This window comes from Mesorhizobium amorphae (genome assembly GCF_014843845.1).
Taxonomy (GTDB): domain Bacteria; phylum Pseudomonadota; class Alphaproteobacteria; order Rhizobiales; family Rhizobiaceae; genus Mesorhizobium; species Mesorhizobium amorphae_A.
On sequence record NZ_JHQS01000031.1, the window covers coordinates 34,687 to 53,273 of the forward strand.

At 62.0% G+C, this 18,587-nt stretch carries 27 protein-coding genes and 3 pseudogenes; 14 read left to right on the forward strand and 16 right to left on the reverse strand.

Annotated features, from left to right (window positions below):
* Positions 1-325: 325 nt before the first annotated feature.
* On the reverse strand, positions 326-961 hold the full coding sequence (locus tag DH08_RS14950) for a hypothetical protein (RefSeq protein ID WP_192180028.1): 636 nt from the start codon (positions 959-961) through the stop codon (positions 326-328).
* 216 nt (positions 962-1,177) lie between these two features.
* On the opposite strand from DH08_RS14950, the pseudogene DH08_RS14955 reads away from it, so the two are divergent.
* The 4 genes and pseudogenes from DH08_RS14955 to DH08_RS14970 form a co-directional block, all read left to right on the forward strand.
* Positions 1,178-2,047, forward strand: a pseudogene (locus DH08_RS14955) (MBL fold metallo-hydrolase); the annotation flags it as partial.
* Positions 2,048-2,049: 2 nt separating this feature from the next.
* Positions 2,050-2,382, forward strand: coding sequence for a sulfite-sensing transcriptional repressor BigR (gene bigR, locus DH08_RS14960; protein ID WP_192180030.1), 333 nt, complete (start codon positions 2,050-2,052; stop codon positions 2,380-2,382).
* Positions 2,379-2,786, forward strand: coding sequence for a YeeE/YedE family protein (locus DH08_RS14965; RefSeq protein ID WP_192180031.1), 408 nt, complete (start codon positions 2,379-2,381; stop codon positions 2,784-2,786). The genes bigR and DH08_RS14965 overlap by 4 nt, the downstream gene beginning before the upstream one ends.
* A pseudogene (locus DH08_RS14970) lies at positions 2,783-3,208 on the forward strand (DUF6691 family protein); the annotation flags it as partial. The gene DH08_RS14965 and the pseudogene DH08_RS14970, both read left to right, overlap by 4 nt.
* A 5-nt stretch (positions 3,209-3,213) precedes the next feature.
* Here DH08_RS14970 and DH08_RS37405 read toward each other — a convergent pair.
* From DH08_RS37405 to DH08_RS14990, 4 genes are all read right to left on the reverse strand, one after another.
* A complete protein-coding gene (locus tag DH08_RS37405) occupies positions 3,214-3,615 on the reverse strand; it encodes a DUF5071 domain-containing protein (protein WP_192180032.1) in 402 nt (133 codons plus the stop codon).
* A 40-nt stretch (positions 3,616-3,655) separates the two neighbouring features.
* Positions 3,656-4,075, reverse strand: coding sequence for a helix-turn-helix domain-containing protein (locus DH08_RS14980; protein WP_192180033.1), 420 nt, complete (start codon positions 4,073-4,075; stop codon positions 3,656-3,658).
* Entirely contained in the window at positions 4,075-4,371 is a 297-nt protein-coding gene (locus DH08_RS14985; RefSeq protein WP_192180034.1) for a type II toxin-antitoxin system HigB family toxin, read from the reverse strand. Before DH08_RS14985 ends, DH08_RS14980 begins: the two co-directional genes overlap by 1 nt.
* Positions 4,372-4,496: 125 nt before the next feature.
* A complete protein-coding gene (locus DH08_RS14990) occupies positions 4,497-4,685 on the reverse strand; it encodes a hypothetical protein (RefSeq protein ID WP_192180035.1) in 189 nt (62 codons plus the stop codon).
* 278 nt (positions 4,686-4,963) lie between these two features.
* Between DH08_RS14990 and DH08_RS14995 the strand changes: the two genes are divergently transcribed.
* Positions 4,964-5,323, forward strand: a complete 360-nt coding sequence (locus DH08_RS14995) for an SPW repeat protein (RefSeq protein WP_192180036.1) — start codon at positions 4,964-4,966, stop codon at positions 5,321-5,323.
* A 329-nt stretch (positions 5,324-5,652) separates the two neighbouring features.
* On the opposite strand, the gene DH08_RS15000 is transcribed toward DH08_RS14995, so the two are convergent.
* Positions 5,653-6,123: an Lrp/AsnC family transcriptional regulator gene (locus DH08_RS15000; protein ID WP_345892396.1), complete on the reverse strand. Its 471-nt coding sequence runs from the start codon at positions 6,121-6,123 to the stop codon at positions 5,653-5,655.
* Between the two features lie 149 nt (positions 6,124-6,272).
* Between DH08_RS15000 and DH08_RS15005 the strand changes: the two genes are divergently transcribed.
* Both DH08_RS15005 and DH08_RS15010 read left to right on the forward strand, forming a co-directional pair.
* On the forward strand, positions 6,273-7,025 hold the full coding sequence (locus DH08_RS15005; protein WP_192180038.1) for a tryptophan 2,3-dioxygenase family protein: 753 nt from the start codon (positions 6,273-6,275) through the stop codon (positions 7,023-7,025).
* Positions 7,026-7,362: 337 nt separating this feature from the next.
* Positions 7,363-7,785, forward strand: coding sequence for a DoxX family protein (locus DH08_RS15010; RefSeq protein ID WP_192180060.1), 423 nt, complete (start codon positions 7,363-7,365; stop codon positions 7,783-7,785).
* Positions 7,786-7,816: 31 nt separating this feature from the next.
* Here the strand turns inward: DH08_RS15010 and DH08_RS15015 are convergent, their stop codons facing one another.
* Positions 7,817-8,122 (reverse strand): hypothetical protein, encoded by a 306-nt coding sequence (locus DH08_RS15015; protein WP_192180039.1) that lies wholly within the window; start codon positions 8,120-8,122, stop codon positions 7,817-7,819.
* Positions 8,123-8,219: 97 nt separating this feature from the next.
* Positions 8,220-8,489 carry a hypothetical protein gene (locus tag DH08_RS15020; RefSeq protein ID WP_192180040.1) on the reverse strand — a complete coding sequence of 90 codons (270 nt, stop codon included), beginning with the start codon at positions 8,487-8,489 and terminating at the stop codon, positions 8,220-8,222.
* 211 nt (positions 8,490-8,700) lie between these two features.
* Between DH08_RS15020 and DH08_RS35815 the strand changes: the two genes are divergently transcribed.
* Positions 8,701-8,889: a hypothetical protein gene (locus DH08_RS35815; RefSeq protein WP_210328743.1), complete on the forward strand. Its 189-nt coding sequence runs from the start codon at positions 8,701-8,703 to the stop codon at positions 8,887-8,889.
* On the opposite strand, the gene DH08_RS15025 is transcribed toward DH08_RS35815, so the two are convergent.
* The 3 genes from DH08_RS15025 to DH08_RS15035 form a co-directional block, all read right to left on the reverse strand.
* The gene (locus DH08_RS15025; protein ID WP_192180041.1) at positions 8,862-9,659 is read right to left on the reverse strand and encodes a hypothetical protein; all 798 of its coding nucleotides are present in this window, start codon (positions 9,657-9,659) and stop codon (positions 8,862-8,864) included. The two genes, DH08_RS35815 and DH08_RS15025, sit on opposite strands and share 28 nt — an antisense overlap.
* Before the next feature lie 168 nt (positions 9,660-9,827).
* On the reverse strand, positions 9,828-10,019 hold the full coding sequence (locus DH08_RS15030) for a YodC family protein (protein ID WP_192180042.1): 192 nt from the start codon (positions 10,017-10,019) through the stop codon (positions 9,828-9,830).
* Between the two features lie 277 nt (positions 10,020-10,296).
* Positions 10,297-11,271: an IS1595 family transposase gene (locus DH08_RS15035; RefSeq protein ID WP_192180043.1), complete on the reverse strand. Its 975-nt coding sequence runs from the start codon at positions 11,269-11,271 to the stop codon at positions 10,297-10,299.
* Positions 11,272-11,564: 293 nt separating this feature from the next.
* Here DH08_RS15035 and DH08_RS15040 point away from each other — a divergent pair, with 293 nt between their 5' ends.
* Positions 11,565-11,774: a hypothetical protein gene (locus DH08_RS15040; protein WP_192180044.1), complete on the forward strand. Its 210-nt coding sequence runs from the start codon at positions 11,565-11,567 to the stop codon at positions 11,772-11,774.
* Here DH08_RS15040 and DH08_RS36860 read toward each other — a convergent pair.
* Complete coding sequence (locus tag DH08_RS36860) at positions 11,771-11,893, reverse strand: hypothetical protein (protein ID WP_282595037.1); 123 nt, start codon at positions 11,891-11,893, stop codon at positions 11,771-11,773. The genes DH08_RS15040 and DH08_RS36860 overlap by 4 nt on opposite strands.
* A gap of 494 nt (positions 11,894-12,387) precedes the next feature.
* Between DH08_RS36860 and DH08_RS15045 the strand changes: the two genes are divergently transcribed.
* The 3 genes and pseudogenes from DH08_RS15045 to DH08_RS15055 form a co-directional block, all read left to right on the forward strand.
* The gene (locus tag DH08_RS15045) at positions 12,388-12,837 is read left to right on the forward strand and encodes a hypothetical protein (protein ID WP_192180045.1); all 450 of its coding nucleotides are present in this window, start codon (positions 12,388-12,390) and stop codon (positions 12,835-12,837) included.
* The gene (locus DH08_RS15050) at positions 12,830-13,246 is read left to right on the forward strand and encodes a hypothetical protein (protein WP_246800845.1); all 417 of its coding nucleotides are present in this window, start codon (positions 12,830-12,832) and stop codon (positions 13,244-13,246) included. Before DH08_RS15045 ends, DH08_RS15050 begins: the two co-directional genes overlap by 8 nt.
* Positions 13,247-13,250: 4 nt before the next feature.
* Positions 13,251-13,844: pseudogene (locus DH08_RS15055) on the forward strand (terminase large subunit domain-containing protein); the annotation flags it as partial.
* A gap of 30 nt (positions 13,845-13,874) precedes the next feature.
* Here the strand turns inward: DH08_RS15055 and DH08_RS15060 are convergent.
* Positions 13,875-14,081 carry a hypothetical protein gene (locus DH08_RS15060; RefSeq protein ID WP_192180047.1) on the reverse strand — a complete coding sequence of 69 codons (207 nt, stop codon included), beginning with the start codon at positions 14,079-14,081 and terminating at the stop codon, positions 13,875-13,877.
* An 884-nt stretch (positions 14,082-14,965) separates the two neighbouring features.
* On the opposite strand from DH08_RS15060, the gene DH08_RS15065 reads away from it, so the two are divergent.
* The gene (locus tag DH08_RS15065) at positions 14,966-15,724 is read left to right on the forward strand and encodes a phage terminase large subunit family protein (RefSeq protein ID WP_192180048.1); all 759 of its coding nucleotides are present in this window, start codon (positions 14,966-14,968) and stop codon (positions 15,722-15,724) included.
* An 85-nt stretch (positions 15,725-15,809) separates the two neighbouring features.
* On the opposite strand, the gene DH08_RS15070 is transcribed toward DH08_RS15065, so the two are convergent.
* The 3 genes from DH08_RS15070 to DH08_RS15080 all read right to left on the reverse strand — a co-directional run bounded on the left by DH08_RS15070 (position 15,810) and on the right by DH08_RS15080 (position 17,690).
* Entirely contained in the window at positions 15,810-16,286 is a 477-nt protein-coding gene (locus tag DH08_RS15070; protein ID WP_192180049.1) for a c-type cytochrome, read from the reverse strand.
* A gap of 165 nt (positions 16,287-16,451) precedes the next feature.
* On the reverse strand, positions 16,452-16,823 hold the full coding sequence (locus DH08_RS15075) for a nuclear transport factor 2 family protein (protein WP_192180050.1): 372 nt from the start codon (positions 16,821-16,823) through the stop codon (positions 16,452-16,454).
* Positions 16,824-16,880: 57 nt separating this feature from the next.
* Entirely contained in the window at positions 16,881-17,690 is an 810-nt protein-coding gene (locus DH08_RS15080) for a class I SAM-dependent methyltransferase (protein ID WP_192180051.1), read from the reverse strand.
* Between the two features lie 242 nt (positions 17,691-17,932).
* Between DH08_RS15080 and DH08_RS15085 the strand changes: the two genes are divergently transcribed.
* A complete protein-coding gene (locus tag DH08_RS15085; protein WP_192180052.1) occupies positions 17,933-18,505 on the forward strand; it encodes a hypothetical protein in 573 nt (190 codons plus the stop codon).
* The last annotated feature ends 82 nt before the right edge of the window (positions 18,506-18,587 follow it).

Sequence of the window (18,587 nt, forward strand, 5' to 3'; positions counted from 1 at the left end):
CGCGCGCGGCTGCGGGATCTCGCGCCAGCGCCGCCTGCTAGTGGTGGCGTTGAGGCCGCGAAAAGCACCGTAGGCGGCGCCGATGCGGGTCGCGAGGTTCATAACTGTACACGTCCGACGGGAACGACTGGCATGCCGGCCTTCGCCATCGCTCGCTGGAAGTCCGCGAGCAGCAGTTCAACAGGCACCTGCAGGGTACGTCGCCATCTTCTCGAAGGTCGGCACCTTCTTGCCAGCCTTGGCCCGCAGCCGATGAGCTTTTTCGTGCGAACGGGGCGGCGGCGAAAGTCGTCGCTCTGCAGATACATAGCGAGAAGTTCGTCCATCACTCAGGCCTTTCCGCCTGGCGGGGAAAGCGAACACGCGTCACGAGGTTTTCGCGAAACGTCTTCACTTCGGCCAGCATCTGTTCGAACGAAGGATCACCGAGCGGCGGCAGGAACGGTGCCGAGAGGTCAATCCCGATGACCTTTGCGCGATCCCGGACCCTAGCCAACAACGACGTTACGTTGATGAGTGTCATGCGATCGGGGATCGTCGTCGCCTTATTATGATCGAACTCCCCGAGTTCGCGCATCGTGCCGTAACTGATATTGACGGCTTCGCGGAGGCCAAGCCCCTTACGGCTTTGCCCATAAAGCTCGACTTCTTCCAAGACCTGACCGCGCTCGAGAGCGACGAGGAATGTCGGCTCGGCGATCTGGTCTGCCTTCGAGACGGCCGCGCACCACTGGTCGTTGAAGCCTTTCAAAAGCACGGCGGCCACTTTGCGCGTGAGCGCGGGAGCTAGCTCGTCGGTCAGCTTCCAGGCGACAGCGTCAAGGTCGAGGAACGTTCCTCCAGCCAGCATGCGGTCGAGCCCGGCCATGAAGACAGCTTCGCGCCGGCTGATCGCAGCCCTGAACGTGGTCGGCTTTACTTCCGCGAGGGCGAAAAATTCATCCGAGGAGAGAGTACGCATCGCTTCACCTTCCTTTTGTTGCGACATGCAATTAGCACTAATTGCGCGTCGTAACAAGACCGGATGACGTAGGCTGTGGAAAAGGCGGGTGCGACGCCTGTTGACTCCTCGACATTATACATTATATGCAATTGTATATTGAAAAGAGGAAGTGCGGCGATGCAGCCAGTCAGGATCACCAATGAGCTCTCGGTCACGGGACAGCCGCGTGTCGCGCGGCCCGTCGTCTGGGGCCTGTTCGATCCGCGCAGTTCGAGCATTCAGTATGTCGTCTCCGACCCGGCGACCATGCGCTGTGCCATCGTCGATCCGGTTCTCGACTTCGACGAGAAATCCGGCGCGACGGACACCCGCAATGCCGATGCCATCCTTGCCTATGTCGCGGACAATGGCCTGACCGTCGAATGGATCCTCGACACCCATCCCCATGCCGATCATTTCTCGGCGGCCTCCTACCTGAAGGGCAGGACGGGCGCGCCGACCGCGATCGGCGCCCGCGTCGTCGACGTCCAGCGTCTCTGGAAAAATATCTACAACTGGCCCACGCTGGCGGCCGACGGCTCGCAATGGGACCGGCTGTTTGCCGATGGCGATCGCTTCAAGGTCGGCTCGATCGACGCGCATGTGCTGTTCTCGCCTGGCCATACGCTGGCCTCCATAACCTATGTGATCGGTGACGCGGCCTTCGTGCACGACACGCTGTTCATGCCGGACAGCGGCACGGCGCGGGCGGATTTTCCCGGCGGCAGCGCGGAGGTTCTGTGGGCATCGATCCAGCGGATTCTTTCGCTGCCGGACGGGACGCGCCTGTTCACCGGCCATGACTACCAGCCGGGTGGCCGCGAGCCGCGCTGGGAAAGCACGGTGGCCGAGCAGAAGCGCTCGAACCCGCATATCGCCGGGATCGACGAGGCGGCCTTCGTCGCGCTTCGCCAGGCGCGCGACCGCACGCTGCCGATGCCGAAGCTCATCCTGCACGCGCTGCAGGTGAACTTGCGTGGCGGGTGCCTGCCGGAACCGGAAGACAACGGCCGGCGCTATCTGAAATTCCCGCTCGATGCGCTTGCCGGCGCGGCCTGGGGCTGATCATGACGATGCCAGCCAAAGCCGCGATGACTCGCGCCGACATGGAAGGCAGGGCAGGGGAGGTCGCCGGCCTGCTGCGGACCCTGTCGCACCCCGCCCGGCTGATGATCGTCTGCACGCTGGTCGAAGGCGAGTACGCCGTCGGCCAGCTCGAAGAGGAACTCGGCATCCACCAGCCGACGCTGTCGCAGCAACTCACCGTGCTGCGCGACGCCGGCATCGTCGAGACGCGGCGCGAGGCCAAGCAGATCTTCTATCGCCTGACGGAAGCCAAGGCCGCGCGCCTCGTCGAGGCTCTTTACACGATCTTCTGCGCCGAAGCGGTGACGCCATGATGCATTATTGGCCTGCGCTTTTCGGCGGCATGCTGATCGGCCTCTCGGCCAGCCTGCTGCTGCTCCTCAATGGCCGCGTCGGCGGCATCAGCGGTATCGTCGGCCGGCTGCTGCTGGCGCGCGCCGCGACGAACGCGGCCTTTGTCATCGGCCTGCTCCTCGGTCCGCTGCTGTTCCTCGCCGGCTTCGGCCACTGGCCGTCGGTGACCATCATCGCCTCGCTGCCGATGATCGCCGCCGCCGGCCTGCTGGTCGGGTTCGGCTCGCGCATGGGCTCCGGCTGCACCAGCGGCCATGGGGTCGCCGGTCTCGCCCGCCTTTCGCCGCGCTCCTTCGTTGCCGTGCTGAGCTTTCTGTCGGCCGGGATCGCGACCGTTACCTTGATGAGGATCGCCGGACTGTGAATCTCCAGACTTTGCGTTTTCTTGCCGCCCTGGTCTCCGGCGGGGTCTTCGGTTTCGGCCTGTCGCTTTCCGGCATGCTCGATCCCGCCCGCGTCCGCGGCTTCCTCGATGTCGCGGGCGACTGGGACCCGAGCCTCGCCTTCGTGCTCGCCGGCGCGGTCGCCGTGGCGGTGCTGGGCACGTTGCTCTCCAGGCGCATGAAGCGGCCGGTCCTCGACCACGCATTCCATCTGCCGCCGGATACCGGCATCGATCGGAGGCTGGTCCTCGGCTCGGCCCTGTTCGGCATCGGCTGGGGCATGGCCGGTTTCTGCCCCGGCCCCGCACTGGCCAGCCTGACGCTCGGGCTCGCGCCTGCCTTCCTGTTCGTCGCCTCTATGGTCGTCGGGATGACTGTCTACGACCGCCTCGTCGCCGACCGCAAGGATCAGGCGGGCTCGCGGAAATTTCCATTGAGGATATCGCGTGCAGCGCTACGAACGCCCTCTTTGGAGGAGCCATTGGCCGCGAGATGCTCAAGCTCATCCGTCAGGCAGTCGGCGAGGGCAGGAGAGTAGGCAACGACGCTGACGAGTATCCAGTATATCCAGATGTCGTCGTTACCACGCAGGATCTCGCGCAGATACGGCGCGAGCGGTGGACCGATGCCGGCCAGGAGCGGCTGCAACGCTTGCGCTACGGGCCAATTGATGTCCTGAAGCCATTCGAGAAGCTGCGGCAGGATCGGCTCGATTGCTGGATAGCCGAGCGCCGTCAGGGCGGAGGCCTTGTCGGTATCGAGCTTGTCGACAGGCACCAGATCCGCCAAGTTTTGTTCAGACGAGTTCACCGGGCAATCCTACCGTCGGCATCGGAGCAAACAGGTCGACCTAACGCCCTCTTGCAGCCGCGCCGGCCTTTTTCGCCTCTCCATCACCTGCAAGATGGTAAGGCTGGATAAGCACCTCCGCGGGGATGCGCCAGTTCTTGTGAATCCGGTGCGCCATGTCCATCGTCAGCAAGCGCTTCCTGTTCAGGATTTCCGAGGCCCGGGACGCCGATCCGATGATCTCGGCGAGGGCCAGTTGCTTGAGCCCCGCCATTTCCATGTGGGCGCGAATGGCCGTAACCGGGTCGAGTGCCTCGATCGGGTAGTGCCTGGCCTCATAGGCCTCGACCAGATCGGCCAGCACGTCGAAGCGATCGCTATCGGGAGAGCCGACCTCGGGCTCGTTCTCGAAGTATTTGGTGATCTCCGCGATGGCCCAATCATAGTCGTCTTCGGTTTTAAGAGGGCGAATGTTTTCCATCACACTGTCTCCGCATCGATCCTGTCGTACTCGGCGCGGGTGCCGACGAATTTGATCAGCACCCGCTTGTAGGTATAGCTGACATGCACGATGACCCGATATTTGTTGCCGGCGATGTCGAAGATCGTGCGGTTGTCGCTTACGAAATCCACATTCGCACCGAATTGGGCCTTGATGTCAGCAGGGGTCTTCCACTCGACCTTGTCGACCACCTGATACCAGGCAGTCAGCGCCCCTCTCGACTGGGGATGTCTGGTCCAGAAGGCGACAAGGGTCTTTCTGCTGACGATCTGCACGCTTGCCTATAGCAAATTCCCAATACGGGAACAAGGGGTAAGTTCCCAAAACGGGAAACTGTTGCGGCTTTGGCGGACGCTATGGGCTTCTGCGACCCGTCCAGCGGGGGCACCTCGCGCGGAAATTACTTCTTGCGACGGCCGCCGGCCGCCTTCGCCATGCTCACCGAACCTTGCGCCTCGCGCATCATCCTCAGCGCTTCGTCCCTGGTCAGCCCGCATTTGCGCGCAAAATAGCTCGCCTCCTCATAGGCTTCCGCCTGGGAGACCGCCGATATGCCGGAAACTGCCGGCTTGGATTTCTTCTTGGCCATCGTATCGCCAACGCTGAATCATTTTAGTCAGCTAATATAGTATCATTGTTTGCCAATGCAAAAGGCGAAGATTGTGATGCTTGATGACGGGCAGGGTCATCCGGCGGGCCCTGCCGGTGATCAGCGCCAGGCGTTTCCGGCGCCGCCCGGAGCTCCGCCGCGCACCGGCGCCGGCGGCCCCTCCTTGAAGGCCCATTGAAGCGTAATTATATCAATGACTAAGCGTGCGGTGCACGCGAAACGCAGTGCTTTTGTCAAGCTTCTCTATGGAGGTTGTCATGGCAATGAAACTGATGGAAGGAAGAAAGGGCCAGGATTGGATCAATCTGGTCCTTGCGATCTGCCTGTTCATCTCACCCTGGATCATTGGCTTTACCGCTGAAACCACGCCTGCGTGGAATGCCTGGATTGCCGGCTTCGTGCTCGGCGGCCTGGCCCTCGCGACGCTTTCGGCGTTTGCCGAATGGGAAGAGTGGGCGAACCTTGTTATCGGGCTTTGGCTGATCGTTTCGCCCTGGCTGCTTGGCTTCATGGCCAGCACCAACGTGATGGCGACCCATGTCGTCCTCGGCGTGCTGGTGGTTGCCGCGTCGGCCTGGGCGGTCTGGGACTTCCGCCACCCGCACGCGCATGCGTGACCGGTGACGGCAGGCTAGGCGGGGGCCCGGCGCGGGAGCGGCGGGCTCCTTTGGATTATCGGGGCACAGGGCTGGACCGGAGCGGCTTCACGAATTGCTGCAACCGGAAACCGTTTCGTGCATTCTTGGGAATGGCCTCGATGCTCCACTCCGACAACCCGGCAAAATGCTGCTCCTACTGCGGCGGGCGAGACCATGACTACGAGGACTGCCCGAAGCGCAAGGCCGACGCCGAGAAGCAGGCGCCGAAACCGCGGGAGCCGCAGCCGGCCGATGGCAGATCTTCGCGGAACTGAGCACACAATCCCATGCAGTCGCGGGCCAGCCACCTACCTCCTCAGCGCATGCCCGACCGCATCGGCGAACGAGATATCGCCCTTGATCTCGCGCATCGCCATCGAGGTGATCGTGCGGCGCACGCCGGGCAGGCGGCTGAGCTCTTCGCGCAGCATCCTGTCCAGCGCCATCATGTCGACGGTCACGATCTGCAGCAGATAGTCGGCCTCGCCGGTCGTGGCGTGGCAGCGGCGGATCAGCGGATGTTCTTTCACCGCCGCCTCGAAGGCGTCCGACACCTCGAAGTCGATCGACACCTGGATGAAGGCCTCGATGCCGAAGCCGATGCGCGCCGGGTCGATCTGCGTGGTGTAGCCGCGGATGATGCCGGCGTCCTCCAGCGCCTTGACCCGCTTCCAGCACGGCGTCTTGCTCAGGCCCACCTCGTCGGCAAGCACGGCAAAGGAGATTCGCGCATCCCGCTCCAGCGCCGCGACGATCCTTCGGTCGAGAGCATCCAGCACAGATCGTTCTCCCAATTTCCAAAACAGGCGACCATCGTACTCCATTTTATCTTATTCGGATAACAGAAAGGAACAATGTTCGAGCCGAAAGCGTCTATCATGGCGACCGAACCGAATGGATGCCCCGAGGCCGGGCAGGGGAGAACACCATGCACAAGCCCGATTATCATGCCCGCATCGAAGCGCCGGAGATGCGCGACTACGGCGTCTACCTGCAATGCGACAAGCTTCTGCAATGCCAGAAGCCGCTGTCCGAGATGGTCAATGCCGACGAGCTGCAGTTCCAGATCGTGCACCAGGTCGAGGAGCTGTGGATGAAGCTCATCGCCTACACGCTGGTCGATGTCCTCGACTATCTGGAGAGAGAGGACACCCACCGCATCGTCACGCTGATGGGCAGGGTGCACCGTCTCATGCGCATGATGACGGCGCAGCTCGACCTGCTCGAGACCATGTCGCCCAAGGAGTACCAGCAGATCCGCCTGCAGCTCGGCAATGGCAGCGGCCAGGAATCGCCGGGCTTCAAGCTGCTTTTGCGCCTGCCGCCGGACCTTTGGCGGGCCTTCAAGGCTTCCTACCTCGACGGCCGCGGGCTGACGGTCGAGGACGTCTACGATGCCCGGTACGACCATGGCGACTCCTACGTCGTCGCCGAGGCGCTGATCGAGTTCGACGAGCTGTTCCAGAAATTCCGCGCCAACCACCTCTATCTCATCCACCGCTCGATCGGGCTCGGCTCGAAATCGCTCAAGGGCCGGCCGGTGGAAATGCTGGAAGGCGGCGCCCGCCACCGCTTCTTCCCCGAGCTCTGGGACATACGCTGCGACATGACCGACCGCTGGGGCGCGGAGTATGGCAGGGTGAGGGACTCGATCAGCCACCCGGAGGCGAAGGCGGGGTAGGGATTTTCGTCATCGGCGGTTGGCGGGTGGTATCGGACCAGAACGTCGCGATCCTTCGCGCCCCCCTCTGTCCTGCCGGACATCTCCCCCACTTGGGGGGAGATTGGCGGTTTCCTCGATGGCGCTCTTCCTCCAACGTTGGCGACTGGCGAAAGCCGGCGTGACATCCGATCTCCCTCCTTGTGGGGGAGATGGCCGGCAGGCCAGAGGGGGCGCTGTCCCGCCGGCATCGATCTGTTCGCCTCGCCTCACCCAAAACTATTTCATCCATGATGTCGGAACCGCCGCCCTTCCTCCGTCCTTTGGGCACATCGACCGCACCAACCCGGAGGACATCATGGATACCGTTCAAACGCCGTGGCAGACCGCTGCCATTCTCATCGCCCGCCTGATCTTCGCCGCCATGTTCGCGATGGGGGTGGCGTTCAAACTCATGGACATGGGCATGACCGCCGGCTACATCGCCGCCGCCGGCTTCCCGTTCCCGCTGTTTCTGGCCTGGTGCGCCGCGATCCTCGAGACGCTGCTGGTGATCGCCTTCCTGACCGGCGCGTTCCTGACCCCGGCAGCGCTGATCGGCGCGGTTTACGTGGTCTTCCTCGGCTTTGCCTTCCACGGCCCGTCACATTGGGCCGGCAACCAGGCCGAGTTCGGTGCCTTCATGTCCCACTTCCCGTTCGCCGCCGGCCTGCTCTTCGCCGCCGCGCATGGACCGGGCAACGTGCTGGCGCTGCGGCAGGGCTGGCCGGGCAGGGCGTGAGGAGCCCGCATCGGCAAGGCGGGAAGGGGCCTCACATCTGGTCGTTATAGGGTTCCTTCATCTGGCCGACCATGCGCGCCAGTTTCGAGAAGGACGGCATGTCGGCTTCCGGCTGGCACTGGTTGGCGAGTTCCAGCAGCCGGATCGGGAAATTGACGGCATCGCGGCTCGATGCCGACATGCCGCCGGAACGCTCCTCGCCGGTTTCGCAGGCCTCCGCCTTGCGCAAGGCGATGTCGATCTCCTCGACCGACAGCAATCCCTTGCGGACCAGCACCTGGTTGATCGACGCTACGGCCATCAGCAGGCCCTCAAGTTGCAGATTGGCGACGTTCATGGCTCTGTCTCCCATTGGTCAGGTTTCAACGCGCGAAGGCCTGATACGATCCGGAGCCGCGCCGATCGGCTGTCTGCCGGCCAATGCGTCTTGCGTCCTACGCCTCCATCCAGCGCTGGCCATATTCGGCCCATAGCGCCCTGATCTCACGGCCGCTCAGCGGCGGCGTCGAGCGGTCGCCGTAGGAGATGGCGGCGGCGCTGAGGTCGTACAGGCCGTCGGCCTGGACGATGAAGCGGATCGCCTGGCCGAGCGGCTTCGAGTGGAAGATCGGGTCCGCCTGGCCCGTGCCAAGGCTGCGGACGCCCGAAATGGTTGCTGGCTGATGCCGCATCCTGAAGACGGATGCCATGGCAGGTTTGTCCATGCCGCTCTCCCCGAGTCCCCGGCGGAATGATTCCATAGGCGCCGGCTAATGGCCAGACGGGGAGAAAACCTTGTTGTGAATACTGGGCCGGCGGACCCTTCAGATGGAATAGGAAAAAATACCTAATTATATACGTGACGTAGCGGCTTCCCGCTGCTAATGATTCGAGGGACAGGCCGGTATGTTGTAACGGAACTTTAGGAAATTTCCTGTGACCGACGAAGGGGCCGAAGGGCCAGCAAATGAACCTGAATTGCGGATGGAGATGATCCGCGCTGGAATGGACGCCTATAAGCGCTGGAATAGCGACGACGAGGAGATCGCGGCGCTTGTAGTCGACGTATTCTATTCAATGCTGAGAGCCATCCCAGATCACTTGGGCCGGCTAACTTCCTTGTGAATCGCTGCCGTCAGTTTTCTAAAATCTGGCGAGAGAACCAAGTAGTGGGCGGCACCAAGCACTTCGGCTAGCACTGGATTGATGCGATCCGGCTCATGGCGGAAAAACTCGTCGGCCTTCATGTTGACGGCAATCGCGATCCCGGCAAGAGGGTGACGCTCAATCCCGTCGATCAATCGCACCTTTCTGGTTGATGCCGAATAGGCAATATTCTGCGAAATCCAAGCCAGGATTTGCTCGTCTTCGTTTGGAGTGCCGGAATGCACTCCAGAAGCAACGTTCGCTACGTATTTGAGGACATTCCCGCGACTGAATCGGCGTCCTTTGACTGAGATCACTATCTGCGACAAAAAGGTGTCTAGCCGCATTCGCTGCGGGGGAGTCTTTGGGTCTGTAAGCTTTGGAAGAAGGTCGGCAGGAAGTGCCCTACCCATGATGATTCCAGTCATCCTCACGCCATAGGTCCACGCGCCGCCGCTGGCGAAAAATGGATAAGGGTCTTCCCCTTCAGCATCATAAATCACGTCATTGTCGGGGCCGTCGAACATGAACCGACCGATCCGTGGCGCGGCAACGGGCGTAAGGTCATCGTCGACCAAAAGTCGGCGCATTACGCTGCTGAGCAACCTGAGCGCTGTTCGGTCGGGATTTTTTTGGTTCAAGATGGTGTGTAGATGCCTCGCATCCTCTAGTAGGGCGGCGGCGGCGTCCTTTGTGGTCGCTAATAGCTTTTGACGCATTTCCGCATCTAATGGCATAATGGCCGCCATGGACACGAACGAACAAACCAAGGATGCGGCGCTGAGCGAAGAAGATATTCGCAATCGCCGAGATGCAGCGCTAGGCCGCGCATTGAAAACCCCTCCGTCCAAGCACCAGACGAAGGGGAAGCCAAAGGACAAGAAGAGTCAATCTTCGGTTCGCGGGCGAAAATAGCGCTACGCGATCGTCGGCCCAGAATCCGCCAAAAGCACTTCAGGCTTGAATCCGGCACCCTTCTGGGTGCCCTTGTCGAACCATATGCACCAGATGGATAGCTCGCCATCCGGCGCACTTACTTCGTCTATTGTCATCGATGGTCCGCCTGACTTCAGCCGAACAACATCTCCGACTTTGAAGGTAGTAGCCATGTCGTCTCCTCTATTGGTTGAGCGCTACAGCGCTTCCGATCTTTGCCTTATCGCGAGGTTTGAAAGTATCCGGCCAAAAGCCATTGGACAGCGAGTTAGGCTGAACAGCGGCGGGCCGAAAATGCTTGTGGTGGATACCCCGAACCCGTCAACAGTAATAGTTTCATGGCGGACTCAGCAAGGGGAAGTTCATGAGGCGAACTTCCCCTCGATTTGCGTGCATCACATCTAGCCGCGATAGCGTTTTCGCCAACGCATAAAGGCAGCCGCTTTCTGCTTAGGAGTGAGCGGCATCGTCAGTTTGTTGATAGGTCAGGCGCTTGCCAGTGGTGCCACGGATCAAATCGTCTGAGCGCTCACGGTCGGTGACGCCAAGAGCTGTTCGGCGATTGTAACGGAAATCGAACTCGGCAAGGTAGCGGTGCAAGTGGGCTTCGCCGCAATGCTGGTAGACGCCGATCATGCCACGCTTGAAGACTGAGAACACGCCTTCGATGGTGTTTGAATGGATCGTCTCGTCGCCTTCGTAGCGGACATATTCGCCAGCGGAATGATTGGTCGTCTTGTGCGAGGCGTATTCCTCGCCAGTGCTGGTGTAGAGGCGCGACGAGTCGGTATAGAGCGTTGTGTCACGCGACACGTTGCGAACCAGCACGTCGCGAACGGTTGAAGCCGTGGCGTCGTTCAAGTGGAACATGCGGGCTTTACCGCCACGCTCGACCAGACCAACCACGATACGCTTCTGTGCGCCGCCGCCTTTGCCTTTCTTGGTGTAGGGGTAGCCCTTGCGGTGCACGCGCGGTGTCTCACGCTTGCCGATATAGGTTTCGTCGGCTTCAACAGTCTTGCCTTCGCCACCAAGCGGCCCGGACGACTTAACGTCTTCCTTCATGGCTTCACGGATGCGATGCGCCATAAACCATGCAGTCTTGTAGGTGACGCCAAGCATACGGTGCAGCTGGTGCGCGGACATGCCTTTCTTGGATGAGGCATAGAGGTGGAAGCCCAAAACCCATTTGCAGAGCGGGATTTTCGAGCGCTCCATAACGGTGCCGACAGTCACGGTGAAATGCTCACGGCAGGCGTTGCACTGAAACAGGCCGGGACGCGTGGACTTGCCAGCGAGCTTGCGGATTGTCTCACCGTCCGTGTTGCCGCAATGCGGGCAATAGACGCCATCGGCCCAGCGGATGCTTTCAAGATGCTCGCGGGCTGCGTCATTGTCGTGGAAGATCGGGGCGGTGAGGTTCATTGGTGCTAACTCCTTGGATTCATTTATCGTCCAAGGCGTCTGCTATGTCAAGTATATAATTAGGAAAAAATACCTTGCCAGCTGACGGCAGCTATGCTACTATCTTGTCCATGGTGCTGATTTGCGCCAACGACCCGCCGCCGAGGCGGGTTTTGTTTTCGGCTTCCCTTCGAACGAAAGTGCATCTTGGCCGGTGACGTGACCGTGCATGAGGCCGTCCGCGCCCCTGGACCTTGGCAACCGCAAAGATGGAACTAGATACTCCGCTATAGCAACGTAACGGAGAGTGTCCAATGATCTCGCGCGAAGGCCCGATCGCAAGGCAAGAGGACGCGATTGTCCGCTTGCACGAAGATATTCAATCCGTGCCGGAACATCCTGGCGAGATTCGCGCCAACGATAACGACAAGTGCGTGAACCTCAGTGAGGAAATCATAGCTGACAACCTCAGGATGATCGCGAAGCTTAGAGGGGTGATAGCTCGTGTCGAGGATGACGACTAAGCCGCCTCGCGACGCTGCCAGTAGCCGTTAAAATCGACTGAGGGCTTTCGCTTCAATGCGTTGCCGGCGACGCGCTGGACCTGTTCGCTGTTGGTGTTGCGGCGGTTGCTTTGCGCCATGCTGCTCTCCCCAAGTCCCCGGCGGAATGATTCCATAGGCGCCGGCTAATGGCCAGACGGGGAGAAAACCTTGTTGTGAATACCGCGCCGGTCAGGCTGTGGCGACGCGGAATCGAGGCGGGTAGGAAAAAATACCTTGCCGGGTGACGGCAGCTATGCTACTATCTTGTCCATGGTGCTGATTTGCGCCAACGACCCGCCGCCGAGGCGGGTTTTGTTTTTGGCGAAAGTGCCTTGGCCAGTAACAAACGCTGGCGGGACAGCGCCCCCCTCTGTCCTGCCGGACATCTCCCCCTCAAGGGGGGAGATCGGATGTCGCCTTGGTTTCGAAAATCACCGGCGCTCATCCTTCTGGCAAGTGAGATGCCAGCGGCGAAGCTGCCAATCTCCCCCCTTGAGGGGGAGATGTCCGGCAGGACAGAGGGGGGCGTGACGGAACGCCATCTTTCGCCGCCAAGCCGATGACACATTCCGCAACATCTGCGAGAACCCCCATGCCACGCTACGCAACCATCATCACCGACGATGACGGCCAGGAAATCGTCAGCGCCATCGGCGAATTCGAAGCCGCGCCGCAGGCGCGCGCCGGCCGTTTCGAATCCGTTCCCGTTGGCGTGCTGATCGGCATGGTGCGCGGCGGTCCGGTCGACGCCGTCGGCGGCTTTGGCTTTCCGCTGGGTTCGCAAGGCGCGGGCGACAGGGCAATCGGCGTCGCCGCGATCCAGAAGGCCAGGGCAGGCCTGGCAAGGGCCGATGCCGTTGAGCCCGAGGCCACATCGACGGCGACATTGGCCACCGCAAAACCCGATACGACCAGGCCCGCGCGCAAACCCGCAAAGGCCAAGGGGCGCCGCAAGCCCGGCAAGGCCAAAGCGGCGCGTTCGAGGCAGGCCAACACGGTGAAGCAGCCGGCGGGCGGACTCGACGGGGCGACGCATGGCTGACGCCACGCCGCGTCGGCAGCGCAAGCCGAAGGCAGCCGCCGCCGTCCCGTCGCGCCCGAAGCGCCCCAAAAAGACGCTGGGCGATGATTTCGTGGCTGCCGTGCGCGCCGATTTCAAGACCCATGGCGCCGGCGTCATCGCCGCGGTGCGGGCCGACAAGCCCGACCAGTATCTGAAGATCGTGCTGTCGGTGCTGCCCAAGGATTTGCATGTCAACATCAATGAACTGGACGCGCTGAGCGATGACGAGATCCGGAGCCGAATCCGCGGCCTCGAAGCTGTCCTCAAGCCTTTCCTCGAGACCTCGGGCCCCGACAAGCCAGGTCTCGAAAGGCCGGGCGACACTGGTCGCGGCGCGCAGGGACTATCTGGCGCTGCTGAAGGAACTGGACCGCAGGCGCCGCGCTAACCAGCTGGCCGCCTACCGGCCCTATCCAAGGCAGGCCGAGTTCCATGCCGCGGGCGCGGCCAACCGCGAGCGCCTGTTCATGGCCGGCAACCAGCTCGGCAAGACCAGGGCCGGCGGCGCGGAGTGGGCCATGCACCTGACCGGCCGCTATCCCGACTGGTGGCAAGGCAAGACCTTCGACAGGGCTGTGCGGCTGTGGGCAGCCGGCGTCACCGGCGAAGGCACGCGCGACAACCCGCAGCGCGTGCTGGTCGGCCCGCCGCAGCAGCAAGCGGCCTGGGGCACCGGCATGATCCCGGCCGACGCCATTCTGCACACCACCATGGGCCGCGGCGCGCCGGGTGCGCTCGACAGCGTCGTGGTCCGCCATGGCGGGGGCGGCGATGTCCAGGCCGACGAAAGCGTGCTGTCGTTCAAGAGCTACGAGAAGGGCCGCGAGAAATGGCAAGGCGAAACGCTTGACGGCGTCTGGTTCGACGAGGAGCCGCCGCTCGATGTCTATTCCGAAGGGCTGACCCGCACCAACGCGACAGGCGGCATCACCATCGTCACGTTCACACCGCTGCTCGGCATGTCTGATGTGGTGCTGTTGTTCTTGTCGGCGGAACAGATCAACAGCCTGTGAACGCTAGCGCCCGGCGGGGTCGCGCTTGGCGGCCCGCCGCTTGAACCCGCGTTCGATAATCAGGACCACGCCGACCGCGATCAGGCTTGCTATCGCGGCTGATGTCACGATCTGTTGGAGCGGGTCACCGGATCCGATCCTGTACATGATATGGCCGAAGACGACACCAATCGCTGCTCCGCGTCCAGATTTCAGCAACTTCGGATCCATAACGAACCTCACGTCAGTTCGAAACGCTGATAAGTTTAATCAGGGGTACTTGCTGCCCGCAAGCTGCCTGGCGCGAGCTTTGGGATCGGTTGCTTTCCGGGTCAGCGGTTGACACCATATCCTTTCATCACCTGTAATTTGATTGTACCAGACATTGCATACTTTATTCGGTGTGTCCGGGGTACAAACTTTGCGTTGGAATCCCCTGAGTTCGTACATCCTGCAGGTTTGCTTACTCGTGTCATAAGGCACGTTCGACTGGCAAGCTGTGGCGCTCGCGGCAATGGCCACGACGATTGCTATGCGGATCATGTATCTCCCCCGATTCATCAGCAACTTTGCACTGATGAACAGTATTCTCAATGGCTGTAAGTCGTCACGGCAGCTAATTACGGCAAGCTAATGTGACCCGTCTCGTCACCTTCATGACCATCGACGACGCCGGGCGCTACACGCCGCACCAACGCCACAGGCGGCATTACCATCGTGACCTTTACGCCGCTCTTGGGCATGTCGGATGTGGTGCTGTTGTTTTTGTCGGCGGAAGAGGTGGAGCGGTTGGGAAGGGTGAGCCTTGCAGAACTTGGTTCCTCGCCCCGCGCGAAGCGGGGGCAACAACGTCACGTCTGCCGCGCTGCCCCTCATCCGCCTGCCGGCACCTTCTCCCCGTATAGTGACGGGGAGAAGGGGCTTGCCGCAACCTTGGCGCCCCGTCCACAACGCTGGTGACTGGCGAAACCGTCGATAACAGCGCCCCTCTCCCCGTCACTATACGGGGAGAGGATGCCGGCAGGCAGGTGAGGGGCGGCGCCAACGCCGGCGGAAATCATGTGCAAAAAACAATGCGCTACAACCGCATCCTGAATCATTCCGGGAGGTGAGCCATGACCCGTCACGTCACCTTCATGACCATCGACGATGCCGAGCACTACTCTCCGGAGCAGCGCGCCGCGATCGTTGCCGCCTATCCCGCGCATGAGCGCGAGGCGCGCGCCAGGGGCATTCCCGTGCTGGGCTCCGGCCGCATCTTTCCGGTGGCCGAGCAGCTGATTGCCTGCGAGCCGTTCCGCCTGCCGCGCTACTGGCCGCGGCTCGGCGCACTCGATTTCGGCTGGGACCATCCGTCGGCCGCCGTCGAGCTCGCCTGGGATATGGAGGCCGATGTCGTCTATGTCACCAAGGCAGCCCGCGCCGCGCAGCAGACGCCGGCCATGCAGGCGCTGACGCTGAAGCCGTGGGGCGAATGGCTGCCCTTCGCCTGGCCGCGCGACGGCCGCCGCGAGACGCTGGAAGGCGCCGGCGTGGCGCTGGCAAAACAATATGCCGCGCACGGGCTGAACATGCTGTCGCGCCACGCCCAGTTCGCCGACGGCTCGGTCTCGGTCGAGGCCGGGCTGATGGAAATGCTCGACCGCATGCAATCCGGCCGCTTCAAGGTGTTTTCGACGCTGCTGCCCTGGTTCGAGGAATTCCGCCTCTATCACCGCAAGGACGGCCAGGTGGTGAAGCTGCGCGACGATTTGATGGCGGCGACACGCTATGGCGTGATGATGCTGCGGGAGGCTGTGGTCGATCCTGCGGAGTTCAAGACGGGGCGAAAACGGTCGGCGGGGCAGAGCGATCCGCTGGGGGCGTTTCGGTAGTCTCGCCTTGGTAGTGGGTCAGTTTGAAATCTGACGCTGCGTTTTTTGCCGGGCGCCGTTCTTCGCTCAGATCTGGGCATATTTGTCAGTTCTTCGGCATTTGGGGTGGCACAAGTTGAACGTATGGTGTCGTCGGTTCCTCATTAGCGTGACTGCGGCTCGGGGCCGGCTTCCCGGCTTTGCCGAGCGACCTAATGTATTGATAGAGCGATTGCATATCGCTCTCGTCCATCGCTCGAAGATTGTACCAAGGCATCGGTGGAAGCGTTCTAATGCGCTTCAGCATCCCTACGAATCCACGCTCGCTCATTACCGCAGCATCTCTCCGAAGATTGGTCGCATAGGTCGTGCCCCAGGGACCGCGCCAACCGACCGAGCTGCCCATTAAAGCCCTTTCAGGATCAATCTTGCCTTCTGTTTCGCTGTAGCCTTCGGTATGGCAATCGTGACACCCGCCGATGATTGATACCTGCAACCCTCGTTCGACCGATACTTCGCCTTGAGCGAAGGCTGCAGGCATCGTGAGGCTGGCTAATAGGTAAAACAGGCTTGTGACGCGCATCCTTCCCTCCCATGCGTTCCGCTTAAGCATATATGAGCCAACGTCCGAAGGCGAAGGCCCGCGTCAAGGCCCTCAAATTTCAAACTGATGAACTACCCTTGTACGGGCCGCGCATATCGCCGCCAATCTTGCTGCGATGTCGCGAATTGACCCCATAGCCAACTCCTACTCCACGATCTTCCAATACGAATCCTTGCGGGTCACCTTGCCGTCGCGAAACGTGTAGAAGTCGCAACCCTGGACCTCCTTTTTCACCCCCTCGCGGGTGGTGCCGGTGAGGAGCCATTTCGACATGCCGGTCCCGGCAGCCTCATCGGCAAAATGCTCGCCATTGCCGTAGTGAACATCGGGCAAGCCTTCAAAGCGGGTTGCCAGTGCTGCTCGTACGTCTGCTTTGCCCTCGAGACGGGAACCCCAGGGCTTGCTCCCCCTCGGCATCTCCAGGACGCAGTCGTCGGCAAAGCACGCCATGATGCGATCGAGATCGTGGGCGTTGAAGGCTTCGCATAGCTCGGTCAGTGTCGATCGAATGTCCATTCGCCCGTCCTCCGTCGCATGACCATTATGTCGGTATCGGCACAGCGATGGAACACGTTAGCCTTCGGCTGTCGCCAAATTGGTGCTGAGCTCGAAAGCGAGTCCCGATCCGTCGGCGTAGGGGTGCAGCACGGGCGCACTTTCGCTCACGATGGCCTCCACGACGCGCTTGCGTTCCTGATCGCCCATGTCTTTGCCGACAGCACTCATGCCGACCAGCGCCATCGCGTTCAATCGCAGGAAGGGTGCGCCGTCCTGGAAGCGTATGGTGCGCGATATCGTCTCTAACCGGACGTCGTGGAAGCCGGCGTCCCGGAGCAGCGCCTCTAGCGCGGCCGCGTCGCCAAAGCTGTACCGCTGATCCGCGATGGCGCCCAGGTGGCGCTCCGCCACGCGGCGCAGCTCCCGAAAGAACGGGATTTCATCGTCTGATCGCCATGTGGCTACCGCCAGCCTGCCGCCCTTCGCCAGCGCCCGCCGCATCTGCGCTGCCGCCGCGGGCCTGTCGGGAAAGAACTGCAGTCCCTGCTGGCAGACGACAATGTCGAACTGCTCTCCGTCATGGAGAGGCAGGGCGCTGGCATTGCCTTCGCGCCAGTCGATGCCCGGTGCCACGGCGCGCGCAACGGCAAGCATATTCGAACTGACGTCGATGCCGACGACGTATCCGGCGTCACCGAGCCGCTCCCTTGCAACGCGGGCCACTATTCCTGTTCCGCAAGCGATGTCGAGGACACGATCGCCTGGAGACAACTCCACCAATTCGAGAGTCAGTTCGGCCCACGGCTGGAAGAGAGGGCCTGCGAGCCACCGCTCGTACATCTCCGGGAAACTTGCCTGGCTCATCGCGTAGTTGGGCAGGGGCATCATTGCCTCCAATGGATCGTTCTGAGATTGGCATATTTATGCCGACATGCCGCGCCGGAAAGTCCCGGCAAACTGCGGGTTCCGGCTCTCCCGCGCGGCATAATCCGGCACTCGGCATCATATTTCTGTTCGTGCGCGTTCGACGTCCGAAGTTAGCTCACCAGCGATTGCGCCGGTCAAGGCCGCGGGGCTCCGAGCTCCGCTGCCAAGGCGAGGCGCATCCCTATGGCTCTGGTCCTTGCATGACCGTCCGCATCATTCCCGCCACCCTGCGCGACCTCTCCTACATCGCCGCCAATCTGCGACCCGAGGACCGCGCCGAGATCGACTGTCAGTTGGACAACTGGTCGCCGGCGCTGCTGGCGCTGACGGCGCTGCAGGGCTTTGCCTGTGTCGCCGAGCTCGACGGCAATCCGGAGGCCGGGTTCGGCGCTGCCGAACAGCGGAGCGGGTTGTGGATCGCCTGGAGCTGGGGCACGCGCCGCATGAAGCGCTGCGTGCCTGGCATCACGCGGTTCTTCCATGATGTGCTCGCCCACCAGGTTGCGGCGCGCGGCGCGTGGCGGGTCGAGGCGAGGGCGCTGGCTGAAAACGAATTGGCGCTGCGCTGGCTCGGCCGGCTCGGCGCCAAGCAACGCTGCCTGCTGCCGGGCTACGGCCGGAACGGCGAAGACTTTTTTCTCTACGACTGGACAAGAACCTCTCAACTCGGGGAAAGCCATGTGCCTCTTTCAAAAGCCACCGGAACTGAAGCCGCTGCCGCCGACACCGACGGCGCAGGACAAGGACGTGCAGGCGCGCGAAGCCGCGCTTAGGGCTGAGCTCGAACAGCGCCAGGGCAGCTTGAGCACGGTGAAGACCGACCTTGCGCCCGGCGATCTCACCGGCCGTCGCCGC

Bases quoted from the DNA above. Each gene is read 5' to 3' on its own strand.
- DH08_RS14950 (WP_192180028.1), bottom strand. From the start codon at position 961: ATGCGTACTCTCTCCTCGGATGAATTTTTCGCCCTCGCGGAAGTAAAG.
- bigR (WP_192180030.1), top strand. From the start codon at position 2,050: ATGACGATGCCAGCCAAAGCCGCGATGACTCGCGCCGACATGGAAGGC.
- DH08_RS14965 (WP_192180031.1), top strand. From the start codon at position 2,379: ATGATGCATTATTGGCCTGCGCTTTTCGGCGGCATGCTGATCGGCCTC.
- DH08_RS14980 (WP_192180033.1), bottom strand. From the start codon at position 4,075: ATGGAAAACATTCGCCCTCTTAAAACCGAAGACGACTATGATTGGGCC.
- DH08_RS14990 (WP_192180035.1), bottom strand. From the start codon at position 4,685: ATGGCCAAGAAGAAATCCAAGCCGGCAGTTTCCGGCATATCGGCGGTC.
- DH08_RS14995 (WP_192180036.1), top strand. From the start codon at position 4,964: ATGGCAATGAAACTGATGGAAGGAAGAAAGGGCCAGGATTGGATCAAT.
- DH08_RS15005 (WP_192180038.1), top strand. From the start codon at position 6,273: ATGCACAAGCCCGATTATCATGCCCGCATCGAAGCGCCGGAGATGCGC.
- DH08_RS15010 (WP_192180060.1), top strand. From the start codon at position 7,363: ATGGATACCGTTCAAACGCCGTGGCAGACCGCTGCCATTCTCATCGCC.
- DH08_RS15015 (WP_192180039.1), bottom strand. From the start codon at position 8,122: ATGAACGTCGCCAATCTGCAACTTGAGGGCCTGCTGATGGCCGTAGCG.
- DH08_RS15020 (WP_192180040.1), bottom strand. From the start codon at position 8,489: ATGGACAAACCTGCCATGGCATCCGTCTTCAGGATGCGGCATCAGCCA.
- DH08_RS15025 (WP_192180041.1), bottom strand. From the start codon at position 9,659: ATGGCGGCCATTATGCCATTAGATGCGGAAATGCGTCAAAAGCTATTA.
- DH08_RS15030 (WP_192180042.1), bottom strand. From the start codon at position 10,019: ATGGCTACTACCTTCAAAGTCGGAGATGTTGTTCGGCTGAAGTCAGGC.
- DH08_RS15035 (WP_192180043.1), bottom strand. From the start codon at position 11,271: ATGAACCTCACCGCCCCGATCTTCCACGACAATGACGCAGCCCGCGAG.
- DH08_RS15040 (WP_192180044.1), top strand. From the start codon at position 11,565: ATGATCTCGCGCGAAGGCCCGATCGCAAGGCAAGAGGACGCGATTGTC.
- DH08_RS36860 (WP_282595037.1), bottom strand. From the start codon at position 11,893: ATGGCGCAAAGCAACCGCCGCAACACCAACAGCGAACAGGTCCAGCGC.
- DH08_RS15045 (WP_192180045.1), top strand. From the start codon at position 12,388: ATGCCACGCTACGCAACCATCATCACCGACGATGACGGCCAGGAAATC.
- DH08_RS15050 (WP_246800845.1), top strand. From the start codon at position 12,830: ATGGCTGACGCCACGCCGCGTCGGCAGCGCAAGCCGAAGGCAGCCGCC.
- DH08_RS15060 (WP_192180047.1), bottom strand. From the start codon at position 14,081: ATGGATCCGAAGTTGCTGAAATCTGGACGCGGAGCAGCGATTGGTGTC.
- DH08_RS15065 (WP_192180048.1), top strand. From the start codon at position 14,966: ATGACCCGTCACGTCACCTTCATGACCATCGACGATGCCGAGCACTAC.
- DH08_RS15070 (WP_192180049.1), bottom strand. From the start codon at position 16,286: ATGCGCGTCACAAGCCTGTTTTACCTATTAGCCAGCCTCACGATGCCT.
- DH08_RS15075 (WP_192180050.1), bottom strand. From the start codon at position 16,823: ATGGACATTCGATCGACACTGACCGAGCTATGCGAAGCCTTCAACGCC.
- DH08_RS15080 (WP_192180051.1), bottom strand. From the start codon at position 17,690: ATGCCCCTGCCCAACTACGCGATGAGCCAGGCAAGTTTCCCGGAGATG.
- DH08_RS15085 (WP_192180052.1), top strand. From the start codon at position 17,933: ATGACCGTCCGCATCATTCCCGCCACCCTGCGCGACCTCTCCTACATC.